The organism is Paramagnetospirillum magnetotacticum MS-1, assembly GCF_000829825.1.
Lineage (GTDB): Bacteria > Pseudomonadota > Alphaproteobacteria > Rhodospirillales > Magnetospirillaceae > Phaeospirillum > Phaeospirillum magnetotacticum.
On the sequence record NZ_JXSL01000009.1, the window covers coordinates 255,704 to 277,828 of the forward strand.

Below are 22,125 nucleotides of genomic sequence, written 5' to 3' on the forward strand. Positions count from 1 at the left end.
CGATCAGCATTCCATCGGCTTGTTGCGAGTGCGCAGGAACTGGAAGAATTCGACGCCTTCACGCAGGCGGCGCTTCATCATGTCCCAATCCTGCAGCATCTCCCAGACGATCTCGCCGATCTTGGCGGGGCGGAAGTAGAAGGCCTTGTAGAACTCGGCCACGCCCTTGAAGATCTCCTCGGAGGTGAGGTCGGGATAGCTGAGCGCCGCCACCTGATAGCCGCCGCCGCCGGTCTCCTTCATCAGCAGTTCCTTGTCCTGCTTGAACCAGCCATTGGCGATGGCCTGCTCGTACAGTTCGGTGCCGGGATAGGGCGCGGCCATGGAGACCTGAAGGGTGCGGGGATTGACCTCCTTGGCGAAGGCCAGGGTCTGCTTGATGGTTTCCTTGGTCTCGCCCGGCAGGCCCAGGATGAAGGTGCCGTGCAAGACGATGCCCAGTTCGTGGCAATCTTGGGAAAAGCGCTTGATGATGTCGATGCGCAGGCCCTTCCTGATGTTATTCAGGATTTCCTGCACGCCGGATTCGTAGCCGACCACCAGAACGCGCAAGCCATTGGCCTTCAGCACTTCCAGGGTCTTGCGCGGAATATTGGCCTTGGCGTTGCACGACCACGGCACACCCAGATGGCCGATGCCCCTGGCGATCTCCTCGACCCGTTCGAGGTCGTCGGTGAAGGTGTCGTCGTCGAAGAAGAATTCGCGCACCTCGGGGAACATCTGACGGGCCAGCTTCACTTCCTCGATCACGCTGGCGGCGCTGCGGGCCCGGTAGACCCGGCCGCCGATGGTCTGCGGCCACAGGCAGAAGCTGCACTTGGACTTGCAGCCGCGCCCCGTATAGAAGGCCATATAGGGATGGCGGATATAGCCGATGAAGTAATCCTCGGGATTGAGGTCACGGCGATAGACCGGCCCCACATAGGGCAGGGCGTCCATGTCGTGGATCAAGGTGCGGTCCTTGGTATGGACCGGCTTGCCGTCCTCGCCCCGAAAGGTCAGTCCGTCGATCTCGGCGAAGGGCTTGCCCTCGGCCACCTCGACGATGGTGTAGTCGAATTCGTGCCGCGCTACGAAGTCCACGGCCTCGGACGCCATCAGCGACACTTCGGGTACCGTCGCCACATGGGCGCCGACCATGCCGATCATGATGTTGGGATTGGCGGCCTTGAAAGCCTCGGCCACCTTGCACTCGGAGGCATAGGTGGCGGCACCGGCATAGATCACCAGCAGCTCATAGTCCTTGGCCAGCTTCAGGCAGTCGTCCAGGGTCTTGCCCGAGGCCGGGGCGTCCACCAGCTTGGAGCCGGGAACCATGGCAGCCGGCTGGGCCAGCCAAGTGGGGTACCAGTTGGACTTGATCTCGCGCTTCGCCTGGAACCGGGCTCCGGCCCCCCCGTCATAACCATCGAAGGAGGGCGGATTGAGGAAAAGCGACTTCTTCATGTCTGACTGCCTTCAACCTGATCAAGTGTACCGTCGGCGCGGACGGAAAATTTCCGGCCCCGCCATACCACAGTCCGTCCGCAACATGCGACAACATAGACGACGAACGACAGAATTTCCCGCAAGGCCAACAAACCAATCCCGGACCTGGGCAGGCTCAGCGCCCTCTCCTCGGTCCGGACCGCCCACAAGCGACACGCCAGCGCCGACGACAGCGCCACCAGGGACGGCCACCACGCGCCGCCCGCCGCCACAGCCAGAGCCCCGAGGGCTAGTGGCTGCGTGATCACCGAAGCCATGTAGGAAGTCCGGTCCACCGCCGCAATGGTCCGGCCCCAGCGAATCTCGTGATCGAGCAAAGTTTTGAACGAGTCCTCGTGAACGTTCATGTCCACGGGCCGGGCCGCCAGGGCGATCTCCAGGCCCTGTTCACGGACCATGCGGCCCAGCACCCAGTCGTCGGCCAGCACATGGGACAGGGCGGCCAGCCCGCCGCCCTTTTCCAGTGCCTGGCGGCGCACCGCCATGGTGGCGCCGAAACAGCCATCCTTGCGCCCGATGGCGCGGGCCACCAGCGCGCCGGGCAGGAAACCGTGATTGATGCCCATGGCGCCCAGCGCGCTCCACAGACCCGCTTCCGGCCGTCCCACATAGAGGCAGGTGACGATTCCCACCTTGGGATCGGCGAAGGGCGCCGCCAGATCATCCAGGTAATGGGGACCGACCCGCACATCGCTGTCGGCAATGGCGATCACGTCGTGGCGCACCCGGGGCCACATATTGAGCAGGTTGCCCACTTTGAGATTGTGGCCGTGGCGGGTGGCATCGGCCACCACATCGATCTCCATCCCGTCAAGGTCGCGGGGCAGTTCCGCCACCACCTTCAAGGCGGGATCGGCGGGATCGGACACGCCGAACACCAGTTGGAACTGGGGGTAGTCCTGGCGAAGGCAGGATTCGAGATTCTCGGCCATGCCGTGTTCGGCCCCGCATAGGGGCTTCATCACCGAGATGGGCGGCCGGTCGACGGGAACGGGTTCCGGTTCACGCCGGAACCGGCGGACAAGCACCGCCGACGCCACCTGAAACAGGCAGCCCGCCAAGGTCAGAGCGATCAGCAGCAGGGACAAACCCTGCCAGACGGTGGTCATGGTTTTACCGGTCCAAGGCCGCGGTCTGCTTTTCCAGGATATCGATCAGGCCACCCAGCCCTTTGGAGCGGAAGATGGAGCCGAATTCCGAGCGCCGCACCGCCACCTGGCTGACGGTGCCCTCGAACAGCACATCGACGATGCGCCACTGCCCCTGGTCCTGGCGCATGACGTAATCGATCTGGGTGGGATCGCCGTTCTTAGGCACCAGCCAAGAGGGAACGACCACCGCGCCACCGGCGGACGGGCGTTGCTCGCCCACCTCGAACCGCTCGCCGCTCCACTCGTTGAACTGGGCGGCGTAGGTGGCCACGGAAAAATTGGAATAGGCCTCGGCCAGTTTCGCCGCATCTTCCGGCGCCAGCTTGGTTGCGGCGGTGCCCAGCGTGCTCTTGGTCATGGAGGCCATGTCATAGGCGTCGGCCACTGCGGGACGCATCTTTTCGGCGCGGCCCTTGAAGCCCAGCTTGGCTCCACCTTTCATGGACTCGAGAAGCCGGTCGCTGAACGTGCGGATGACAGCCTCAGGTCCGGCGCCCTGCGCCGCGGAGGGCTCCGCCATGCCGACGCAGAGAAACAACGCCATCATCGAAACGGCAATAAACCAACGCATGCCACCCTCTCCCAAAACACCGGAACATCCAAGCGGAGCGTCCCCAGTGACCCTGCCATACCATATTGCCCCAAGACGGGCTAGCGCGCACCCTTGGCTTCCGTCTGGCTTGACGCCCCAGAGTAGACGAGCCGCCTCAACTATGGAATTCTGCTGAGGGGATTGAAGGGGAAAATGGGATCATGGGGCTTGCAAGCCTATGGACCGCTATCAAGGCGCGTTTCAGGAAAGCAGAGGCCCCACCGGCTGGCGAAGCCCCTGCCGCGCCCAGGACCCCGAAGCTCCGGCCGCAATTGCCGCAATCCGGCTTCCTCGATCCCGATACATTCGCCCAGGCCCTGCTGAAATCCTCGGCAAACGGAAAACCCGAAGACCACCGTCTCCACGTCTTCTCCCTGACCGACTTCCGCGACGCGGTCGGGAACAAATGGGACAAGCTTAGCGGATTGCTGGAAGTGGCGGGCGACGCCATCATCCGCCGCCATGTGGATCTTTCCAAGGACGTGATCACCCGCCTGGATGCCGAAATCGCCTGCCTGTCCATGCCCACGGCCAACCGCCAGGAGGCCCGGGCCCAGGTCGCCTCCATCGCCGCCGACCTTTCGACCTATCTTTTCGGCGACGCCCTCATCGACGGAAGACGCCCCCAGGTGGTCGCCGCCAATATGGCGGTGAGAGATGCGGTGACCGACGAGGGAACCTTGGATCACGAGGCCATCCGCAAGGCGGTCGCCCAGGCGGGAGCCGCCCTGCTGCCTGGCCAGTCGGGTCTGTCGGCCCCCCATCGCGCCAGCTTGGCGGCCATGATGCCCCCCTCCTCTACGGCACGGCCCGTCGAGAAACCGGCCAAGGGCCCCGCTTATTCCATCAGCGGCGGCGACAGGCCCTATCACATTGACGAATCCTCCATGCCCAAATGGGTGATGGATGAGCCCAAGACACGCGACGGCGAGCCGACCCGCACTTTGTCCATGGAGGGCGGCGGCGGACTTCTGGGCGCCGACGCTCCGCGCACCACCTTGGTGGTCGACGGCAAGACCTTGAACGGCGCCGATGCCCCGCGCGAAGTGCTGCGCATGGATGGGCCCATCCTGGCGGGAGCCGACGCCCCGCGCCAGGTGATGACCGTCGCCGGAAAAGACGGCAAGGGCGCCGACTGGCTGGACGAGCAGATGGAACGTCAGGCCGAGGCCGGTCTGGCCTCGGACCATCACCTGACGCCGGAATCAAACCTGACACTGGTCTGGACCCCCACCTGGGTCGCCACCAAACGGGCGGTGGGGGCCTTTCACGCCAAGATCATCCGGGTCGACAAGGAAGGAGCGCCGCCACTGGAAGGCGCCTATGCCTATGCCGACGCGACCCCCATCGAATCACTGACCATGGACCGCTTCGTCGCCACCCAGGCGGCCTATGAGCTGAAGGATCTGTTCTATGGCCGCCACAAGCTGGGCCTGACGGTGCCGTTCCACTGGATGAGTCTGGCGCCACGCTGGCGCGACTGCATCCGCATCCCGTTCGAAAGCTGTCCGGCCCAGGCGCTTCGCAAGCATCTGAAGATCGAGATTTTCGGCCTGTCGCCCGCCGTTCCACCCCATGTGGTCGCCCGGCTGTTCCAGCCCCTGGAAAAGCTGGACTGCACCCTCATGGCCCGGCTGCCCCTGTCGGCGCCCGGCATGGTCAAGGCCTTGAAAGGGGTGAAGGCCATCGGGATCGATCTGGCCCAATTGTCGCCCCAGGAAAAGACCGGCGACGCCGAATTGCTGGAGCGCATGGAACGCTTCCGCGACGTGGCCCACAAATCGGGCATGGCCTGTTATGTCTGGGGCATCCGCCGCCGCCCGCTGATCACCGAAGTGATCAAGTCGGGCTTCTCCCTGGTCAACGGACCGGGGGTGATGACCGACATGTCCCATCCGAGGCCTGCCTCGGGGGGATGAGGGGCGGGCGAGATGCCCGCCATCACCCTATTCCATCACGATTCGCGGGCCCTTGCGGCTGCTTTGCAGGACCTGGACCTTGTCCCAGATCTTGGCGGCGATCTCCATATAGACCTTGGCGTGGGGGCTGTTGGGCTTGGAGATGACGATGGGCTCGCCCGCGTCCGCCGTCTGGCGGATGGAAATGTCGAGCGGAACCTCGCCCAGGAAGTCGGCCGACAGGCGGGCGGCTTCCGCCTTGGCGCCGCCATGGCCGAAGATATGGGCTTCGTCGCCGCATTTGGGGCAGATGTAATAGCTCATATTCTCGATGATCCCCAGGACCGGCACATCCACCTTGCGGAACATGTTGAGGCCCTTGGTGGCGTCAAGCAGGGCGATGTCCTGGGGTGTGGACACGATCACCGCGCCGGTCAGCGGCACGCGCTGGGTCATGGTCAGCTGGGTGTCGCCGGTGCCCGGCGGCATGTCGATGATCATCACGTCCAGTTCGCCCCAATGGACGTCGCGCAAAAGCTGCTCCAGCGCTCCCATCACCATAGGGCCGCGCCAGATGATGGGCGAGTCCTCGGGCACCAGGAAGCCCATGGACATGCACTTCACGCCGTAATTCTCCATGGGCATCATGGTCTGGCCGTCGGGGCTGACCGGCTCGCCCGTGATGCCCAGCATGCGGGGCATGCTTGGCCCGAAGATATCGGCGTCGAACAGCCCGACCTTGAGCCCCATGCGCGAGAGCGCCATGGCGATATTGGTCGCCGTGGTCGACTTGCCCACGCCGCCCTTGCCCGAGGCGATGGCGACGATGGCCTTGACGCTGGGCAGCAAGGGCTGTTCCGCCTGATGACCATGACCGTGGCCGCCCTGGGGCGCGCCCTTGGGACCGCCCTGGGTATTGCGCTCGGCGGTCAGCACGGCGGAAACAGACAGCACGCCCGGCAGATCGTGCACCGCCTTCTCGGCCGCCTTGCGCAGCGGCTCGAGATGGGGGCCGCGTTGCGCATCCACCTCGATGGCGAAGGCCACATGGCCGTTCTTCACCGCCAGACCCGACACCATGCCGAGACTGACGATATCGGCCTTGCGGTCGGGATCGATGATCCGGCTCAGCGCCTCGACGATCTGCTGTTCGGTGACCTCGGCCATGCTGCCCTCTTCGCTGTAAAGACACAGTAAATTAGTTGGTTATACGCTTCCAAAGCGCACAAGCATCTCCTCATATAGGGGGCGCGACCCGGTTTGCAAAGCCGTTTCCGGGGCAATTTCAATATTGAAAACCCGTAATGTGAACGGGCCCGCGTTGCGCGGGGCCAAAACCTGCCCTATGTTCCGGTGGCGCCTGTGGTTTTTCGGCAGGTACGACCGAGACTTCGACGAAGGGACGATTCATGGCTTGGAATCCTCGTGGCGGCGGCGGCCCCTGGGGCGGCGGCGGCGGTAACGGCGGCGGCCCGTGGGGCAATGGCGGCGGCAACCGCCCGGGCGGCGGCGGTAACGGCGGCGGCTTCGGCAATGGGCCGGACCTCGAGGACTTCATCCGCAAGGGCCAGGAACGCCTGCGCCGCGCCATGCAAGGTGGCCCCGGCAGCGGCGGCGGCGGCACCAAGGGCATCATCGCCCTGGCTGCGGTGGCGGTGGCTCTGTGGGCGGCGTCCGGCGTCTATAAGGTCAGCCCCGACGAGCAGGGCGTGGTCATGCGTTTCGGCCAATGGGTGGACACCACCGAGCCGGGCCTGCACTACCGCCTGCCCTATCCCATCGAGACGGTGCTGCTGCCCAAGGTGACCAAGGTCAACCAGTTGCTGCTGGGCTCGCGCGCTGGCGCCGATCTGCGCGGCGGCGGACGGGCCACCGATGAAAGCCGCATGCTGACCGGCGACGAGAATATCGTCGAGGCCGAGGCCGCGGTGTTCTGGCGCATCAAGGACGCCGGGAAATATCTGTTCGCCGTGCGTGATCCCGAACTGACCGTCAAGGTCGCCGCCGAAAGCGCGCTGCGCGAGGTGATCGGCCGCAACCCCATCCAGGCGGCTCTGTCCGACAAGCGCGAACTGATCGCCATCCAGGCCCAGGAAGAGCTGCAACGCCTGCTGGACGCCTATGGCGCGGGCATTCATGTCCAACAGGTCCAGCTGCAGAAGGTCGATCCGCCCAGCGCGGTCATCGACGCCTTCAACGACGTACAGCGCGCCCGCGCCGACCAGGAGCGCGCCCGCAACGAGGCCGAGGCCTACCGCAACGACATCATCCCCAGGGCGCGCGGCGAGGCCGAGCGCCTGACCCAGGAGGCCCAGGCCTATCGCGAGCAGGTGGTGGATCTGGCCCAGGGCGACGCCAAGCGCTTCTTGTCCCTGTACAACTCCTACAAGCTGTCCGAGGACGTGACGGCCCGGCGCCTATACATCGAAACCATGGAAGAAGTCCTGAAGGGAGCCACCAAGGTGGTCATCGATCCCTCGGCCAGGGGTCTGGTCCCCTATCTGCCGCTGCCTGAATTGAAGAAGCAGGGAGGCGCCAAATGAGCCGCTCCCTCTTCGCCACCGCCGCGGCGGCCGCCATCCTCCTGATGCTGGCCTCGTCTTCGCTGTTCATCGTCAATCAGGCGGAGCAGGCCCTGGTGCTGCGCTTCGGCGCCCACCGCGCCACCATCAAGGAGCCCGGCCTGCACGTCAAACTGCCCTTCGTCGAGGATGTGGTTCGCTATGACAACCGCCTCCTGGCGCTGGACCCGCCCGACGAGCAGATCATCATGGGCGACCAGAAGCGCATCGTGGTCGATACCTTCACCCGCTACCGCATCGCCGACCCCCTGAAGTTCTATCAGGCGGTGCGCACCGAGATGCAGGCCCGCGGCCAGATGACCCAGATCGTCTCCTCGGCCATGCGCCGGGTGATGGGTCAGGTGATGCTGCCCTCGCTGCTATCGGACGAACGCGCCAAGATCATGGAGCAGATTCAGCACGAAGTGGCCGAACGCTCCCTTCGCGAGATGGGTATCGAGGTGGTGGATGTTCGGCTGCGCCGCGCCGACCTGCCGGAAGAAACCAGCCAGTCCATCTACGACCGCATGAAGTCCGAGCGTGAACGCCAGGCCAAGGAGGCCCGCGCCCAGGGCTATGAGTGGAGCCAGCAGATCCGCGCCCGCGCCGACCGCGAACGCACCGTGCTGCTGGCCGAGGCCCAACGCCAGGCCCAGATCGAGCGCGGCCAGGGCGATGCCGAGGCCAACCGCATCCTGTCCGAGGCCTTCGGCAAGGACCTGCAGTTCTTCACCTTGTACCGTTCGCTCCAGGCCTACCGCTCCGCGTTGGGTGACGGCAGCACCACCATGGTTCTGTCGCCCGACAACGAGTTCCTGAAAGCCTTCGGCTCCGGTCCGGGCCGCAGGGGCCAATGACCGACCTGATGACCGCCCTGGCGCTGGTCCTCGTCATCGAGGGCCTCGCCTGGGCGGCCTTCCCCGAGGCCATGAAGCGCATGATGGCCCAGGTTCTGGTCATGCCGTCCGACCTGCTGCGCGGCGTCGGGCTGTTCATGGCCATTCTGGGAATTCTTGGGGTCTGGCTGGTGCGGTCCGCCTTCATCACGCCATAGTTGCCCTTCATACTCGCCCACCGCTTGCCAGCCGCGTCAACCCGGCTAATATCCATAGCGTCCCTGCCCTGGCCGGGACGGCGTCCATTCCGGAGGATCTTCTCCAGTGTTCATCGCAAGTCGTGACCGATTCCTCGGCTCCGCGCGCCGTTTGGCTGGCGCCCTGGCCGTCTTCACCCTGCTCGTCCCTGGCATGGCCAGCGCAGGCGCCCCGCCCGGCGGCTTCGCCGATCTGGCCGAACGGCTGCTTCCCGCCGTGGTCAACATCTCGACCACCCAGACCATGAAGCCCAGCCAGGGCGCGCCCGAACTGCCGCAATTCCCGCCGGGATCGCCCCTGGAGGAGTTCTTCAAGGAATTCATGGAGCGCCAGCAGGGCGGCAAAAGCCCCGACGCGCCGTCACGCAAGGCCACCTCGCTGGGCTCGGGCTTCATCATCGACGCGGCGGGCTATATCGTCACCAACAACCACGTCATCGCCGATGCCGACGAGATCAGCGTCAAGCTGCATGACGACACGGTGTTCCAGGCCACATTGGTGGGCCGCGATCCCAAGGTGGATCTGGCGCTGTTGAAGATCGAACCCGGCAAGAAGCCCCTGGTCCCCGTGCCCTTCGGCAATTCCGACGAGGCCCGCGTCGGCGACTGGGTGCTGGCCATCGGCAATCCCTTCGGCTTTGGCGGAACGGTCACGGCGGGCATCGTCTCGGCCAGGGCCCGCGACATCAATGCCGGACCCTATGACGACTTCCTGCAGACCGACGCCGCCATCAACCGCGGCAATTCGGGCGGCCCCATGTTCAACATGAAGGGCGAGGTCATCGGCATCAACTCGGCCATCATCTCGCCGTCGGGCGGCTCCATCGGCATCGGCTTCGCCGTGCCCGCCGCGCTGGCCGTGCCTGTGCTGGACGATCTTCGCAAATTCGGCAAGGTGCGGCGCGGCTGGCTGGGCATCCGCATCCAGTCCCTGGACACCGACATGGCCGAGAATATCGGCCTGCCCGATCAGAAGGGCGCTTTGGTGGCCAAGGTCGATCCCAACGGCCCCGGCGTCAAGGCGGGCCTGAAGGACGGCGACGTGGTGCTGAAATTCGACGGCAAGGACATCACCGAGATGCGCCGCCTGCCCCGCTATGTGGCCTCCACTCCCATCGGCAAGAAGGTGGACGTGGTCATCTGGCGCGACGGCAAGCGCCAGACCATCACCGCCAGCGTGGGCGAGATGCCCGAGGACCCGGCCGAACAGCAGGTCAAAGGCAAGCCCGAAAGCCCGAAGCCCCAGGCAAACAAGGACGGCATCCTGACCATCCCCGGCGCGGGCCTGACCGTCTCTTCCCTCACCGCCCAACTGCGCGAGCGCTTCGGCCTTGACGAGGAGGCCAAGGGTATCGTCGTCACCGAGGTCAAGCCCGACAGCCCGGCCGCCGAAAAGGGCATGCGCCCCGGCGACATGATCATCGAGGCCGATCACAAGCCGGTACGCTCGCCCGCCGATCTGGGCAAGCTGATCGACGAAGGTCGCCGGGCCGGGGCCAAGTCGCTGCTGCTGCGGGTGGAAAACCCCCAGCAACTGCGCTACATCGCCCTGCCGCTGGCCGAGGGCAAGAAGAAGTAGGGCCGGGTTTCCGATCCGAACGGACGAGGGGCGGGTCTTGCCAAGGACCCGCCCCTTTAGTTTTTCCCCGATATATTCACCACGAAGGCACGAAGATCAGGAAGAAACACGAAGAGGAATTCATCCTTCATGCCCCTTCGTGTCTTCGCGCCTTCGTGGTGAAGCAGGCATTCACGCCCCTGGAGCCTACCCGGCAAAAAATGCCGAAGGCCCGCCGGAGCACACTCCGGCGGGCCGTTCATGGGAAGGCTTCCGATCAGAACGGGAAGATGATGTCGAAGATCTGCTGGCCGTAACGCGGCTGGGTCAGATCGCTGACCATGCCGCGGCCGCCGTAATAGACGCGGGCCTCGGCGATCTTTTCCGAACTGACCGAGTTGGACGAGCTGATGTCTTCCGGACGGATGATGCCCTGGATGGACAATTCGCGCATCTCGTAGTTCACCCGGAATTCCTGGCGTCCCGAGATCACCAGATTGCCGTTGGGCAGAACCTGGGTGATCACGGCGGCCATGCTCATGGTGATGCTTTCCGTCCGGGTTGTGTTGCCCGAATTGGTCACCGCCGAAGTGGACGACAGATCGGCCAGACTGGCCAGATTGATGTTGGGCAGCAATTTGGCCAACTGGGACTCCAGGCCCACGGCAGTTATGGACGAGCCGGTGGTGCCCGAGCCTGCCTTTTCCGAGCCGGTGCGCGAATTGGTGAGACCGGTCGTCAGCGTGGCACTGTCGGAGATGGACACCGCCACGGTCAGGATATCGCCCACATCCTTGGCGCGCTGGTCCTTGAAGAAGGCCCGCGCACCCGGCCGCCACAGGGAATTGGCGTTCTGTGGAGGAGCCGAAGGCTGCGGCATGGGCATGCTGACCGGCTGGTAACCCGACGCCTGGGTGGGATTGCTGATGGGCGAACTTTGGGGGCCGGAGCCCACTTCCGACATGCGGGTCAGCATATTGCAGGCCGACAGTTCGGAGATGGCGGCAACCACGGCCACGACGCGCAGGGCCTTGGCGCTGAACAGGCGGGAGGCGGGAATGGCGGACATGATTTACTTCTCCCGATCAGGCTTAATTATGGGCCAGGGCGCGCATGCCGCCCGACATCACCGACACCTGGCCGGGGCCTTCGATGCGGGCGTCGACGGTCTGCTTGCTTTGCACATTGGTGACGCGGATGACGTCGCCGACACTGCCGTCCTCCATGGCGCGGCCCTGGGCGGTCAGAGTCATGAACTTCGAGCGCAGCACGATGGTCACCGAGCTGTTCTTGCCCACCGCCAACGGCTTTTGCACTTCGTTGGTGCGCACCGGCACGCCAGCGCGCAGCTGATAGCGGGGCTCCTGGCCGATGAGCATGCGGGGATTGCTGACGATATCGCGCCGCACCACTTCCTCGCGCACTTCGACCCACTGGATATCGGCCTCGGCAATCACCTCGCCACGGCCCATGGCATGGGCCAGGACGGGAATGCGGGCCGAGGCGTAGACGCTGCCCATGACCTTGAAGCGGACGGAATTGGGCGCCCCGGCCGGAGATTCCACCACCGCCTGAAAGCGGTTCATGCGCGGATCATAGGACAGGTCCTTGATCGCCACGGTGGGGCTGGCATTGGCCGGAATGACGATGTGTAGCTGCTGACGGTTGCTGATCTCGATGGTGGCTCCGGCGGGCGCGCCCTCCATGGACAAAGCTTCCTTCAGCTCGGTCTCGATGGTACGGATATCGACGCTTTGGCCCGCGCGCTCGACCACCGTGCGCTCGAAAGCCGAAGCCGGGCGCCAGTCGATGCCGTAAGACTGGGCCACCGCCATCAGCCAGCGGGTTTCCAGCGTGATCCGCTTGCCCGGCGCCGGCGCGTTGGCCAGCGGCGTTCCGGCCTTGTCGCCGATATTCTCCCAGATATCGCCCAGCGTGATGGCGTCGCCGGTGAGAACCGCGTTGGGTTTCAACTGGGGCGGCAGTTCGGCGGCATTGGCCGTCCCGAAGGCGGCGGCGAAAGCCAGTCCGGCGATAGTGGCGCGAAGGCAGAGGCGGCGGATCATGATGGCCTCACTACTTCATCTGGTTGATGGTCGACAGCATCTCGTCGGAGGCCTGGATGACCTTCGAATTCATTTCATAGGCGCGCTGGGCGCCGATCAGATTGGTCACCTCGGCCACCACATTGACGTTGGAGGTCTCGAGGAAGCCCTGGAGGATGGTGCCGAAGCCGGGCTTGCCCGGAGTCTGCACCACCGGCTGGCCCGAAGCGGGGGTTTCCATGAACAGATTGCCGCCGCGCGCTTCCAGACCAGCATCGTTGGCGAAGGTGGCCAGCGTCAGCTGACCCTTGATCTGGCTTTGCACCTGGCCGTCCTGCTTGACGATCACCTGGCCGGTGGAATCGACGGTGACGCCCACCGCATCGGAGGGGATGGTCACCTGGGGGATCACCTGATAGCCCTCATGGGTGACGATGGTGCCTTCCGGCGACAGCTGGAACGAGCCGTCGCGGGTATAGGCGGTCTCGCCCGAGGGCAGCTTGATCTGGAAGTAGCCCTTGCCCTGAACGGCCATGTCGAGCGTGTTGTCGGTGCTTTGCACGCTGCCCTGCTCGGTGATGCGGTAGACCGCCGTGGTCTTCACGCCCAGGCCCAGTTGCACGCCGGTCGGCACGATGGTGCCGGTATCCGACGACTGCGAGCCGACGCGGCGCAGGTTCTGATAGAGCAGATCCGCGAATTCGGGACGCCGCCGGGTGAAGGCGGTGGTGTTCATATTCGCGATATTGTTCGAAATGACTTCGACGTTGGTCTGCTGAGCCAGCATGCCGGTCGCGGCGATGTTCAAAGAGCGCATGGCGAGAGTTCCTTACTCGTTTAACCGGTCAGTTGGTCTTGGAAGAGCCCAGGGTCTGGATGGCCTTGAGCTGGCGTTCGTGCTCGGCGTCCAGCATCTTCTGCACACCTTGGTATTCGCGCAGGATCTGGGTCATCCGGGTCATTTCAAGCACGGGCTGGACGTTGGATTCTTCCATCATGCCCTGGGCGACGTTGGGGCTCTGGACCGCTTCGGGGTCCTGAGTGGTCTCGAACAGCGAATCGCCCGCCTTGCGCAGCAGCTGGTCGTTCTCGAACTTGACCACCTTCATGCGGGCCACGCGGCCGTTCTCGGTGGAGACGGTGCCGTCGGAGGCGACTTCGACGCGGGTCTCGTTGGGGGCGAAGACGATGGGCTGGTCCCGGTCGTCCATCACCGCGTAACCCTGGGAATTGACCAGCATGCCGGTCTGGTCCAGGCGGAAATGGCCGTTGCGGGCATAGCGCATGCCAGCCTCGGTCTCGATCTGGAAATAGCCGTCGCCGTGCAGGGCGAAGTCCAGGGGATTGTCGGTCTTGGTCAGCGGGCCTTCGCGGGTATCGCGCAGCACGCCCACATCCTGGACGAAGGCCAGCTTGCCGCCGATGGCCCGCTCGGACGACCGGGTCGGTACCAGGAACTCGCGGAACATCATCTCTTCGCCCTTGAAGGCTGGCGTGTTGGCATTGGCCATGTTGTTGGCAACAACCTCCATCTGGCGCCACAGGGCGGCCTGACGGGACAGAGCGATGTAGGATGTGTTCTGCATGATCTCGTTCCTGGGTGGCAATTGCTTGCGCCACCATCCTCGCAACCGCCGTGCCAAATTAAAAATTGGCGTATTTCCGCCATTTTCTTCGGCCAGGATGCCATTCCGGGCAGGGGTTGCCGGGCAGTTATTGCCGGGCGCCCCCTGGGGTTGCTATCGTGTCAGCGTGGTGGGGGGAAGCGTGCCGGGCAAATGGGGTGGACTCCCTATCTTTTGCCCCGACGCAACCTCTTGTTAACCGCAAAGGTCTAGTTTCTAGCATGCGCATGTGTGGGCCCTGGTGGGCCCGCGCCGCCCGAGCGCCGGAAGAGGTCCATGGCCGAAGATCTGGAAGAAGATTTCGAAGAAGGCGAAGGCTCGGAAGAGATATCCGATTCCCCGTCTAAAAAGCCGCCGATCAAGAAGATCCTGATGATCGTGCTGCCCATCCTTTTGCTGGTGGGCGCCGGGGCCGGGGTCTACTTCTCCGGCCTGCTGGACAAGCTGACGGGCAAAAAGGACGAGCACGCCCCGGCCGCCGAGGCCGCGCCACCGCCGCCGCCGAAGGCCGTGCAGGCGGCGTCCTTCATGGATCTGCCGGAAATGCTGGTCAATCTGCAGACCACGGGACGCAAGCAGGCCTTCCTGAAGCTCAGGGTGGCGCTCGAACTGGAGGCGGTCACCGACCAGCCCCGCGTCGAGCAGATGCTGCCCCGCATCATCGACAATTTCCAGATCTACCTGCGCGAACTTCGGGTCGAGGACCTGCAGGGCGCGTCGGGCATGCATCTGCTGCGCGAGGAATTGCTGACCCGCGTCAACGCGGCGGTCAAGCCGGTAAAGGTCAATGACGTCCTCTTCAAGGAGATGCTGGTCCAGTAACGGACCGGCGGGATAGACCGACATGGCGATGAACGACGATGGTGGAACCACCCGCGGGGCAGACGACGAAGAAGCCCTGATGAAGGAGTGGGCTGCCATGGCTGGCGACGACGCTGGCGGTGGCGGCGGTGGTGACGCCGGTGCCGGTGGTGGCGGGGACGACGGCGGCGGAGACATGGCCGCCGAATGGGAAGCCATGTTGGGCGCCGGCGACAGTTCCGGCGAGACCCAGGCGGCGGTCGCCAAGGATGCCACCCGCGTTCTGAACCAGGACGAAATCGACTCCCTTCTGGGATTCGACGACGACATGGGCGGCGCCAACGACAAGTCGGGCATCCAGGCCATCCTCAATTCCGCCCTGGTGTCCTACGAACGCCTTCCCATGCTGGAAGTGGTGTTCGACCGCCTGGTCCGCATGATGTCCACCTCCATGCGTAATTTCACGTCCGACAACGTGGAAGTGTCGCTGGACAATATTTTGTCCCTTCGTTTCGGCGACTACCTGAACTCCATTCCCCTGCCCGCCATGCTGGCGGTGTTCAAGGCCGAGGAATGGGACAATTTCGGCCTGCTGACCGTCGATTCCTCGCTGATCTACTCCATCGTGGACGTGCTGCTGGGCGGGCGTCGCGGCACGGCGGCCATGCGTATCGAGGGCCGTCCCTACACCACCATCGAACGCAATCTGGTGGAGCGCATGGTGCATGTGGTGCTGTCCGATCTGTCGGCGGCCTTCGACCCCCTGTCGCCGGTGACCTTCCGCTTCGACCGCCTGGAAACCAATCCGCGCTTCGCCACCATTTCGCGCCCCAGCAACGCCGCCATCGTCGCCAAGCTGCGCATCGACATGGAAGACCGCGGCGGACGCCTTGAACTGCTGCTGCCCTACGCCACCCTGGAACCCGTCCGCGAGCTTCTGCTCCAGATGTTCATGGGTGAAAAGTTCGGCCGCGACTCCATTTGGGAAACCCACTTGGCCGAGGAATTGTGGCTGACCGAGGTGGAACTGGAGGCGGTGCTCGACGAGCAGGTGATGAATCTGCGCGAAGTCCTGAACTGGAAGCCGGGTTCCAAATTCATGCTGAACGCCACCGCCGATTCGCAGATCGACATGCGCTGCGGCGAGGTGGCCATGTTCCGTGGCCGCATGGGGCGCAAGGGCCAGCACATCGCCATTCAGGTGGATGAATCCACCATCAAGTCCGGGTGATCGCCGTGGATTGGAAAGTCGTCCTCGACCTTATCGTTTCGGTGCTGTTGATCGCCACCATCGGCTATGCCTGGATGCTGAACCAGCGCCTGTCCTCCTTGCGCAAGAACCGCGACGATCTGGCAAAGACCATTTCCGCCTTCAACGAGGCGACGCTGCGCGCCGAATCCTCCATCCCCAAACTCAGGAAGGCGGCGGAGGAATCCGGCCAGACCCTGCAGGAGCGGGTGGAAAAGGCGCAGTCGCTGCGCGACGATCTGGCCTTCATGATCGAGCGGGCCGACACCATGGCCAACCGCCTGGAAAACGCCGTCCGTACCGCCCGCACCGATGCGCCCAAATCCACGCCGGAACCGCGCGGCGCCATCGAGCGCCCCAATCCGGTCGGCACCGCCTCGGCCCCCACCATGCCGCCGCCCCGCATGGCCGGTAATCGGGCCGCCGCCATCGCAGCCGCCGCGGCCGCCTCCGCCGATGCCGAAAGCGACGACCGTTCCGAAGCCGAGCGCGAACTGCTTCGCGCCCTTCAGTCCATGCGGTAAGGAGCCATCATGGCCGCCAAGAACCGCAAACCCGTCCCCGGACCCGTCAAGGCGCAGCCCCCCGGCGCGCCCAGGCCCGCCAAATCCGCCAAGGGATCGCCCAAGACGGAAGGCAAGGCCCCCATCGTGCGGGTTCTGCCGGTTCTGATCTTCGTGGGCGTTCTGATGCTGTCGCTGCGCGTCAGCGACATCTTCAAGGGCATGGTCGGCCTGGAATCCGTCTCCGTGGCCGAATTGCAGGCGCAACAACCGGCCAAGGCGCCGCCTCCCGGCCAGACCGCCGCCCAGACCGCCAACGCCCCCGCTCCGGCCCAGACCCCGGCGGCGCCCGCCGCCGCCCCGGCCAATTCCGATCCGGGCGCGGGAATGAGCCAGACCGAATTGGACGTGCTGCAAAAGCTGCAGGAGCGGCGCGGCACCCTCGATCTGCGTGAAAAGGACATCGAAAAGCGCGAAGCCTTGCTAAAGGCCGCCGAGGATCAGATCGACCGCAAGGTCGCTGAGATGAAGACGCTGCAGAACACCATCGAAGGCCTGCTGCGTCAGTACAACGACCAGGAAGACAACAAGATGCGCTCCCTGGTTAAAATATACGAGAATATGAAGCCCAAGGAAGCGGCGAAGATTTTCGAACAGCTGGATATGAATATCCTGCTGGAAGTGGTCGAGCGCATGAAGGAACAACGTGTTGCTCCGATCATGGCCGAAATGGACCCGTCCAAGGCCAAGGCAGTTACTGCCGAATTGGCACAAAGACGCCAGATACCGATGCCAAGGGCGGCCTCGGGCGGGTGATTGTCGGGGGATTGCAGAAAAAATGACTTGCGCAGGTGTACCCCCCCATCTTATCTATAAAAATTCGTAGGTTACCGGGTTTTTCGGTTTCTGGCGGCTAGTGTCTCGAAGGAGCGGATGGATGGCTGTCGATAAGAATATGAATGTTCTCATCGTTGATGATTACAAGACGATGTTGCGAATCATCAGAAACCTGCTGAAGCAGCTGGGTTTCAACAACGTCGATGAGGCGACCGACGGTGCGATGGCGTTGCAGATGCTTCGTGTCGGCAATTATGGTCTGGTCATCTCCGACTGGAACATGGAGCCCATGACCGGCCTGCAGTTGCTGCGTGAGGTCCGTGCCGACGCCAAGCTGAAGCCGGTTCCCTTCATCATGGTGACCGCCGAGTCCAAGTCGGAAAACGTCATCGCGGCCAAGGAAGCGGGCGTGTCCAACTATATCGTCAAGCCCTTCAACGCCGAAACGTTGAAGACCAAGATGACGAGCGTGCTGGGCGATTTCTAAACGGCCTTGGGGGGTCTATCTGTCATGTCGGCGAAAGGCGTTGACCGCGATCTGGAACTTCGCTTGGACGCCATTCGTGCCGAGCATGGCGAGACCATTCAGGTTGATAAGATAGGGGAAGTGGTTCGGGCTTTACTCGAAACCATGACGGGAGATATCGGTGCCGGGGATCTGCGGCTCTATCGCGAGCTGGAATCCCTGGCCCAATACATCCATGCCGCCAAGGAAGAAATCGCCGCGCTCAGACCCGGCGAGATCACCAACGAGTTCATCGCCTCGGCCACCGACGAGCTTGACGCCATCGTCGGTGCCACCGAGGCGGCGACCAACGAAATCATGGACGCGGCCGAAAGCCTGGGCTCCCTGTCGCCCATGCTGGACCAGGAGGTCGCCAACCGCCTGGACGAGATCACCACCAGGATCTTCGAGGCCTGTACCTTCCAGGATATTACCGGCCAGCGCATCACCAAGGTGGTCAAGGCGCTGAAGGAAATCGAAGACCGGGTGGAAAGCCTGGTCAAGATGTTCGGCGGCAACGTGGATCACGGTTCCGGTCCCAAGGAAGCAAAGCCGCTGACCGATCAGGACCTTCTCAACGGCCCGCAGCTGCCCGGCAACGCCACCAATCAGGCCGACATCGACGCGCTGCTGGCAAGTTTCGACTAGCCTTCCATGAAGGCTGCCGCGCAAGCCACCACCGGACGGCCAATGAAAACGCCCGTGGGCGTGAGCGATTCCCGTCGGCGCAAGCTTGGACCGGCCCTGTCATTTCTGTTCCTGTTGCTTTGCCTGATCCTTGGGCCCGCCGCTGGCGTGGTTGCCCAGACATCCCCGCGCGCCGCCGAGCATGACGGGTTCGGCCGCCTGGTCTTCGACTGGGACGCTCCGGTGAAGTTCTCGGCCGAAACGGTCAACAGCCAGCTGATCATCCGTTTCGACCGGCCCATTTCCGGCGACCCGAAAGCGGTGCTGAAGCCCCTGGCCCGTTATCTCAAGGGCGTGACGCTCAGCCCTGACCGCAAGATGGCCACCTTCCCCCTGGCCGTCCCGGTCCAGATCAAGAGCTTCCAGACCGGCACCAATTCCGTGGTCATCGACCTGTCCGAGACCAAGGCCACCAGTTCGGCATCGGCGCCGCCGCCGCCCGAACAGGCGCTGCCACCGGCGGAAATTCCCGCCATTCCTCCGGCCGAGGCTCCCGCCGGTCAGACGGCGGCCAAGGCCCCCGCCAAAGCCGCCCCCGAGACGCCGAAGGCGCCGGACACGCCAAAGGCCCCCGAACCCGCCAAACCGCCAGAGTCCGCCAAACCCCAAGGGCCCGCCACCGATCTGATGGTGCGCGGCGGCGAGCATACCGGCTTCAACCGGCTGGTCTTCGACTGGCCCAAGCCGGTGGGTTATTCGGTGGACGAGGGCAACGGCACGGCCTCCATCAATTTCGACCGCCCGGCCAATGTCAACGTCACCTCCCTGAAGGCCTCGCTGCCCGCTGATGTGGGCTTCCTGGAGGCCAAGCCCAACGGCAAGGGCACCTCGGTGATCCTTTCCCTGCCGCCAGGCATGCGGGTGCGTCATTTCACCAGCGGACCGCGCGTCGCCGTGGATCTGGTTCGTCCCGCCGGAGCCCCGCCGCCGCCGCGCGCCAACGGCGCCGTCCCCCCGCCCCTGGCGCCTGCACCAGGCACCGAGGAACAACCCCCGGCGCTGAAGCCCCTGGACCAGCAGGGGCTCCCCCCGGCCGAGGCCAATCTTCCCGGCAAAGCCAATGGCAAGCCGCCCGCCGTAGCGCCCCAGGCTCCCGCCGAGGCCGAGGCCGCGCCCCCCCAGGGCGACGACATCCGGGCCGTCCCCACCGGCAAGGTGGTCAGCCTGGGCTTCGCCTTCGACAAGCCGGTGGGCGCCGCCGTGTTCCGCCGCTCCGGCTGGCTGTGGGCGGTGTTCGACCTCAAGGCCGAGATGGACACCAAGCTCTTGAAACGCACCGGCGGCGATGTGGTGCTGCATGTGGAGCAGATCCAGGGCTTCAAGGGCACCGCCGTGCGCATGATCACCCGGCCCGGCTTCAACCCCTCGGTCCGCAAGGAGGGCCAGTTGTGGGTGCTCGACATCCACGAACAGCCCATCGCCCCCAAGGCGGGCATGGATGTCTCGACCCAGATGGACTTCCAGGAACGGGGCCGGGTGGTGATCAAGACCACCGACGGTTCGGCCCCCATGATCCTGCGCGACCCGGAAGTGGGCGACTCCATCCATGTGGTCACCGTTCCCGCCATCGGCGCAGGCGTGCGGGTGGGACGCGAATATCCGGGGGCAGAGCTTCTGCCCACCGCACAGGGCATCGCCATGATTCCGCGTGCCGATACAGTGCGACTGGATTCCAACCGCGAAACCGTGGAAATCACCCAGCCCGGAGGCCTCTATCTGTCACCCATGCTGGCCGCCGAAAGCCCCACCGGCACTGGCGGCAAGGTGGCCGTGGACGGCAGCATGGGCGCCGAAGTGATGACCACCGGGCCCTTGGATATTTCCAAATGGCTGCGCGGCGGCAACGACAAATTCGTCGATGACCACCGCAAGCTGATCGGCCGCCTAGCCCATGTGCGACCCGATGAGAAGAACGCCCAGCGCATGGAAATCGCGCGGCATTACCTTGCCAACGGCTTCGGCGCCGAGGCTTTGGGCGAGTTGCGCGTCATGGCGGCGGTGGACCCCCTGATCGTCGATACGCCCCCCTATCGCGCGGTGCGCGGCGCCGCCAGCTTCCTGATGGGCCGCGATGCCGATGCCATCATCGATCTGTCCACCCCGGCCTTGAAGGGGGATGCCAGGGTCCAGCTGTTCCTGGCGGCGGCCCAGGCCCGCTCGCTGCCCGATCCGGGCAAGAATGCCCTGGTCCTGCGTCTGGCGCCCGATGACATCAAGGGCTGGCCACGCAATCTGCGCATCGGTATCGGCGAGATCGCCGCCAAGACCGTGGCCAAGGCCGGAGATTCCAAGGGCGCGGCGCGCATCGTCGATTCCATGATGGGTCCCGGCCTGTCGCGGCGCGACGTGGGTAAGCTGGCCTATCTCTCGGGCATGGCCGCCCAGGCGGGCAAGCAGTGGGATACGGCCATTTCCCGCTATCGCGACGCCGAGGCCAGCGAAAGCCGCCCCGATCGCGCCTATGCCGCCCGCGACCGCGTCGAGCTGATGCTTCGCTTGAACAAGATGACCCCGGCCGAGGCCATCCACGACCTGGAAAAGCTGCGCTTCGCCTGGCGCGGCGAGGATTTCGAGTTCCAGCTGCTGCGGCGTCTGGGGCAACTCCAGATCGCCGCCGGGCGCTATGGCGAGGGACTGCGCGCCATGCACTCGCTGGTCGCCAATTATCCCGACCATCCCGAGATCGGCCAGGTCCAGGAGGAGATGAGCGACACCTTCAACCGCCTGTTCCTGATGGGCGAGGCGGAGAAACTGTCCCCCGTGGTGGCCATCGGCCTGTACGACGAGTTCCAGGAACTGACGCCGTCGGGCACCAAGGGCGACGAGATGATCCGCCGCCTGGCCGACCGTCTGGCTGGCGTCGATCTGTTGGAGCGGGCGGGCGAGTTGCTGCGCCATCAGGTGGAATTCCGCCTGTCGGGCCTGGACAAGGCCCGCATCGGCACAAGGCTGGCCTTCCTCAATCTGTCGGACCGCAAGCCGGGTCTGGCGCTGGAGGCGCTGGAAGCCAGCGAGGTCCCTGAGATCCCGACCGATCTGGCCGCCCAGCGCCGCTATATCCGGGTACAGGCCCTGACCGATCTGGGACGTTCGGCCGAGGCCCTGGCGCTAATCATCAACGATCAGAGCGAAGAGGCCAACCGCTTGCGCGGCGACATCAACTGGAAGCTGAAACGCTGGCCCGAGGCCGCCGCCGCCCTGGAATCCACCATCCAAAAGCCCATCGGCAACCGCGCCCTGGAACCGGCCATGGCTCGCCGTCTGCTCGACACCGCCACCGCCATGACGCTGGCCAAGGACGAGCGCGGCTTGACCCGCCTGCGCCGCGGCTATGGCGCCCTGATGGGCCAGACCGAGTGGAAGGAGGCCTTCGACCTGCTGACCAGCGAGCCCGAGCGCGGCATCATCGACTACCGCCGCCTGGGCGAAAAGATCAAGCAGGTCCAGGACTTCCAGACCTTCATGGGCGAGTGGCAGAAGCGGGTGAAGGCCAAGGGCCTGTCTTCCATCAACTGAAATGAGGATTAAGAGC

Annotated in this window: 20 protein-coding genes; 12 read left to right on the top strand and 8 right to left on the bottom strand. The window is 64.6% G+C overall.

Features of this window, described 5'->3' with window-relative positions; genetic code table 11:
• Positions 1-3: 3 nt before the first annotated feature.
• Genes hpnJ through CCC_RS01385 form a run of 3 tightly spaced genes read right to left on the bottom strand, consistent with a single transcriptional unit; the run spans position 4 to position 3,210 of the window.
• The gene (hpnJ, locus tag CCC_RS01375; RefSeq protein WP_009870200.1) at positions 4-1,446 is read right to left on the bottom strand and encodes a hopanoid biosynthesis associated radical SAM protein HpnJ; all 1,443 of its coding nucleotides are present in this window, start codon (positions 1,444-1,446) and stop codon (positions 4-6) included.
• Positions 1,443-2,597 (bottom strand): bacteriohopanetetrol glucosamine biosynthesis glycosyltransferase HpnI, encoded by a 1,155-nt coding sequence (hpnI, locus tag CCC_RS01380; RefSeq protein ID WP_009870199.1) that lies wholly within the window; start codon positions 2,595-2,597, stop codon positions 1,443-1,445. Before hpnI ends, hpnJ begins: the two co-directional genes overlap by 4 nt.
• Positions 2,598-2,601: 4 nt before the next feature.
• Positions 2,602-3,210, bottom strand: coding sequence for an HpnM family protein (locus tag CCC_RS01385; RefSeq protein ID WP_041039302.1), 609 nt, complete (start codon positions 3,208-3,210; stop codon positions 2,602-2,604).
• Between the two features lie 182 nt (positions 3,211-3,392).
• On the opposite strand from CCC_RS01385, the gene CCC_RS01390 reads away from it, so the two are divergent.
• Positions 3,393-5,150 carry a hypothetical protein gene (locus tag CCC_RS01390; protein ID WP_152619666.1) on the top strand — a complete coding sequence of 586 codons (1,758 nt, stop codon included), beginning with the start codon at positions 3,393-3,395 and terminating at the stop codon, positions 5,148-5,150.
• A gap of 27 nt (positions 5,151-5,177) precedes the next feature.
• Here CCC_RS01390 and CCC_RS01395 read toward each other — a convergent pair whose 3' ends face one another.
• The gene (locus CCC_RS01395) at positions 5,178-6,296 is read right to left on the bottom strand and encodes an Mrp/NBP35 family ATP-binding protein (RefSeq protein ID WP_009870196.1); all 1,119 of its coding nucleotides are present in this window, start codon (positions 6,294-6,296) and stop codon (positions 5,178-5,180) included.
• Positions 6,297-6,538: 242 nt separating this feature from the next.
• On the opposite strand from CCC_RS01395, the gene hflK reads away from it, so the two are divergent.
• The 4 genes from hflK (at position 6,539) to CCC_RS01415 (ending at position 10,362) form a co-directional block, all read left to right on the top strand.
• A complete protein-coding gene (gene hflK / locus CCC_RS01400; RefSeq protein ID WP_009870195.1) occupies positions 6,539-7,672 on the top strand; it encodes an FtsH protease activity modulator HflK in 1,134 nt (377 codons plus the stop codon).
• Positions 7,669-8,547 (top strand): protease modulator HflC, encoded by an 879-nt coding sequence (hflC, locus tag CCC_RS01405; RefSeq protein ID WP_009870194.1) that lies wholly within the window; start codon positions 7,669-7,671, stop codon positions 8,545-8,547. Before hflK ends, hflC begins: the two co-directional genes overlap by 4 nt.
• Positions 8,544-8,744 (top strand): DUF2065 domain-containing protein, encoded by a 201-nt coding sequence (locus CCC_RS01410; protein ID WP_009870193.1) that lies wholly within the window; start codon positions 8,544-8,546, stop codon positions 8,742-8,744. Before hflC ends, CCC_RS01410 begins: the two co-directional genes overlap by 4 nt.
• Positions 8,745-8,850: 106 nt before the next feature.
• A complete protein-coding gene (locus CCC_RS01415; protein WP_041039305.1) occupies positions 8,851-10,362 on the top strand; it encodes a DegQ family serine endoprotease in 1,512 nt (503 codons plus the stop codon).
• Between the two features lie 256 nt (positions 10,363-10,618).
• Here CCC_RS01415 and flgH read toward each other — a convergent pair whose 3' ends face one another.
• From flgH to flgF, 4 genes are read right to left on the bottom strand one after another with little or no spacing between them, the layout of a single operon-like run.
• Complete coding sequence (gene flgH / locus CCC_RS01420) at positions 10,619-11,410, bottom strand: flagellar basal body L-ring protein FlgH (RefSeq protein WP_009870191.1); 792 nt, start codon at positions 11,408-11,410, stop codon at positions 10,619-10,621.
• A 22-nt stretch (positions 11,411-11,432) separates the two neighbouring features.
• Positions 11,433-12,407, bottom strand: coding sequence for a flagellar basal body P-ring formation chaperone FlgA (flgA, locus tag CCC_RS01425; protein ID WP_009870190.1), 975 nt, complete (start codon positions 12,405-12,407; stop codon positions 11,433-11,435).
• A 10-nt stretch (positions 12,408-12,417) separates the two neighbouring features.
• The gene (gene flgG / locus CCC_RS01430; protein WP_009870189.1) at positions 12,418-13,203 is read right to left on the bottom strand and encodes a flagellar basal-body rod protein FlgG; all 786 of its coding nucleotides are present in this window, start codon (positions 13,201-13,203) and stop codon (positions 12,418-12,420) included.
• A gap of 28 nt (positions 13,204-13,231) precedes the next feature.
• Entirely contained in the window at positions 13,232-13,972 is a 741-nt protein-coding gene (gene flgF, locus CCC_RS01435; protein ID WP_009870188.1) for a flagellar basal-body rod protein FlgF, read from the bottom strand.
• A 315-nt stretch (positions 13,973-14,287) separates the two neighbouring features.
• Between flgF and CCC_RS01440 the strand changes: the two genes are divergently transcribed.
• The 7 genes from CCC_RS01440 to CCC_RS01470 all read left to right on the top strand — a co-directional run bounded on the left by CCC_RS01440 (position 14,288) and on the right by CCC_RS01470 (position 22,109).
• A complete protein-coding gene (locus tag CCC_RS01440; RefSeq protein ID WP_009870187.1) occupies positions 14,288-14,833 on the top strand; it encodes a flagellar basal body-associated FliL family protein in 546 nt (181 codons plus the stop codon).
• Between the two features lie 22 nt (positions 14,834-14,855).
• Positions 14,856-16,043 carry a flagellar motor switch protein FliM gene (fliM, locus tag CCC_RS01445; protein ID WP_009870186.1) on the top strand — a complete coding sequence of 396 codons (1,188 nt, stop codon included), beginning with the start codon at positions 14,856-14,858 and terminating at the stop codon, positions 16,041-16,043.
• Between the two features lie 5 nt (positions 16,044-16,048).
• The gene (locus CCC_RS20960) at positions 16,049-16,585 is read left to right on the top strand and encodes a DUF6468 domain-containing protein (RefSeq protein WP_236686261.1); all 537 of its coding nucleotides are present in this window, start codon (positions 16,049-16,051) and stop codon (positions 16,583-16,585) included.
• A gap of 9 nt (positions 16,586-16,594) precedes the next feature.
• The gene (locus CCC_RS01455) at positions 16,595-17,380 is read left to right on the top strand and encodes a MotE family protein (protein ID WP_009870184.1); all 786 of its coding nucleotides are present in this window, start codon (positions 16,595-16,597) and stop codon (positions 17,378-17,380) included.
• Between the two features lie 121 nt (positions 17,381-17,501).
• Complete coding sequence (locus tag CCC_RS01460; RefSeq protein ID WP_008622552.1) at positions 17,502-17,888, top strand: response regulator; 387 nt, start codon at positions 17,502-17,504, stop codon at positions 17,886-17,888.
• A gap of 24 nt (positions 17,889-17,912) precedes the next feature.
• The gene (locus CCC_RS01465) at positions 17,913-18,554 is read left to right on the top strand and encodes a protein phosphatase CheZ (protein WP_041039308.1); all 642 of its coding nucleotides are present in this window, start codon (positions 17,913-17,915) and stop codon (positions 18,552-18,554) included.
• A 42-nt stretch (positions 18,555-18,596) separates the two neighbouring features.
• A complete protein-coding gene (locus CCC_RS01470; RefSeq protein WP_009870181.1) occupies positions 18,597-22,109 on the top strand; it encodes a tetratricopeptide repeat protein in 3,513 nt (1,170 codons plus the stop codon).
• Positions 22,110-22,125 lie beyond the last annotated feature (16 nt).

Bases quoted from the DNA above. Each gene is read 5' to 3' on its own strand.
- hpnJ (WP_009870200.1), bottom strand. From the start codon at position 1,446: ATGAAGAAGTCGCTTTTCCTCAATCCGCCCTCCTTCGATGGTTATGAC.
- hpnI (WP_009870199.1), bottom strand. From the start codon at position 2,597: ATGACCACCGTCTGGCAGGGTTTGTCCCTGCTGCTGATCGCTCTGACC.
- CCC_RS01385 (WP_041039302.1), bottom strand. From the start codon at position 3,210: ATGCGTTGGTTTATTGCCGTTTCGATGATGGCGTTGTTTCTCTGCGTC.
- CCC_RS01390 (WP_152619666.1), top strand. From the start codon at position 3,393: ATGGGGCTTGCAAGCCTATGGACCGCTATCAAGGCGCGTTTCAGGAAA.
- CCC_RS01395 (WP_009870196.1), bottom strand. From the start codon at position 6,296: ATGGCCGAGGTCACCGAACAGCAGATCGTCGAGGCGCTGAGCCGGATC.
- hflK (WP_009870195.1), top strand. From the start codon at position 6,539: ATGGCTTGGAATCCTCGTGGCGGCGGCGGCCCCTGGGGCGGCGGCGGC.
- hflC (WP_009870194.1), top strand. From the start codon at position 7,669: ATGAGCCGCTCCCTCTTCGCCACCGCCGCGGCGGCCGCCATCCTCCTG.
- CCC_RS01410 (WP_009870193.1), top strand. From the start codon at position 8,544: ATGACCGACCTGATGACCGCCCTGGCGCTGGTCCTCGTCATCGAGGGC.
- flgH (WP_009870191.1), bottom strand. From the start codon at position 11,410: ATGTCCGCCATTCCCGCCTCCCGCCTGTTCAGCGCCAAGGCCCTGCGC.
- flgA (WP_009870190.1), bottom strand. From the start codon at position 12,407: ATGATCCGCCGCCTCTGCCTTCGCGCCACTATCGCCGGACTGGCTTTC.
- flgG (WP_009870189.1), bottom strand. From the start codon at position 13,203: ATGCGCTCTTTGAACATCGCCGCGACCGGCATGCTGGCTCAGCAGACC.
- flgF (WP_009870188.1), bottom strand. From the start codon at position 13,972: ATGCAGAACACATCCTACATCGCTCTGTCCCGTCAGGCCGCCCTGTGG.
- CCC_RS01440 (WP_009870187.1), top strand. From the start codon at position 14,288: ATGGCCGAAGATCTGGAAGAAGATTTCGAAGAAGGCGAAGGCTCGGAA.
- fliM (WP_009870186.1), top strand. From the start codon at position 14,856: ATGGCGATGAACGACGATGGTGGAACCACCCGCGGGGCAGACGACGAA.
- CCC_RS01455 (WP_009870184.1), top strand. From the start codon at position 16,595: ATGGCCGCCAAGAACCGCAAACCCGTCCCCGGACCCGTCAAGGCGCAG.
- CCC_RS01460 (WP_008622552.1), top strand. From the start codon at position 17,502: ATGGCTGTCGATAAGAATATGAATGTTCTCATCGTTGATGATTACAAG.
- CCC_RS01465 (WP_041039308.1), top strand. From the start codon at position 17,913: ATGTCGGCGAAAGGCGTTGACCGCGATCTGGAACTTCGCTTGGACGCC.
- CCC_RS01470 (WP_009870181.1), top strand. From the start codon at position 18,597: ATGAAAACGCCCGTGGGCGTGAGCGATTCCCGTCGGCGCAAGCTTGGA.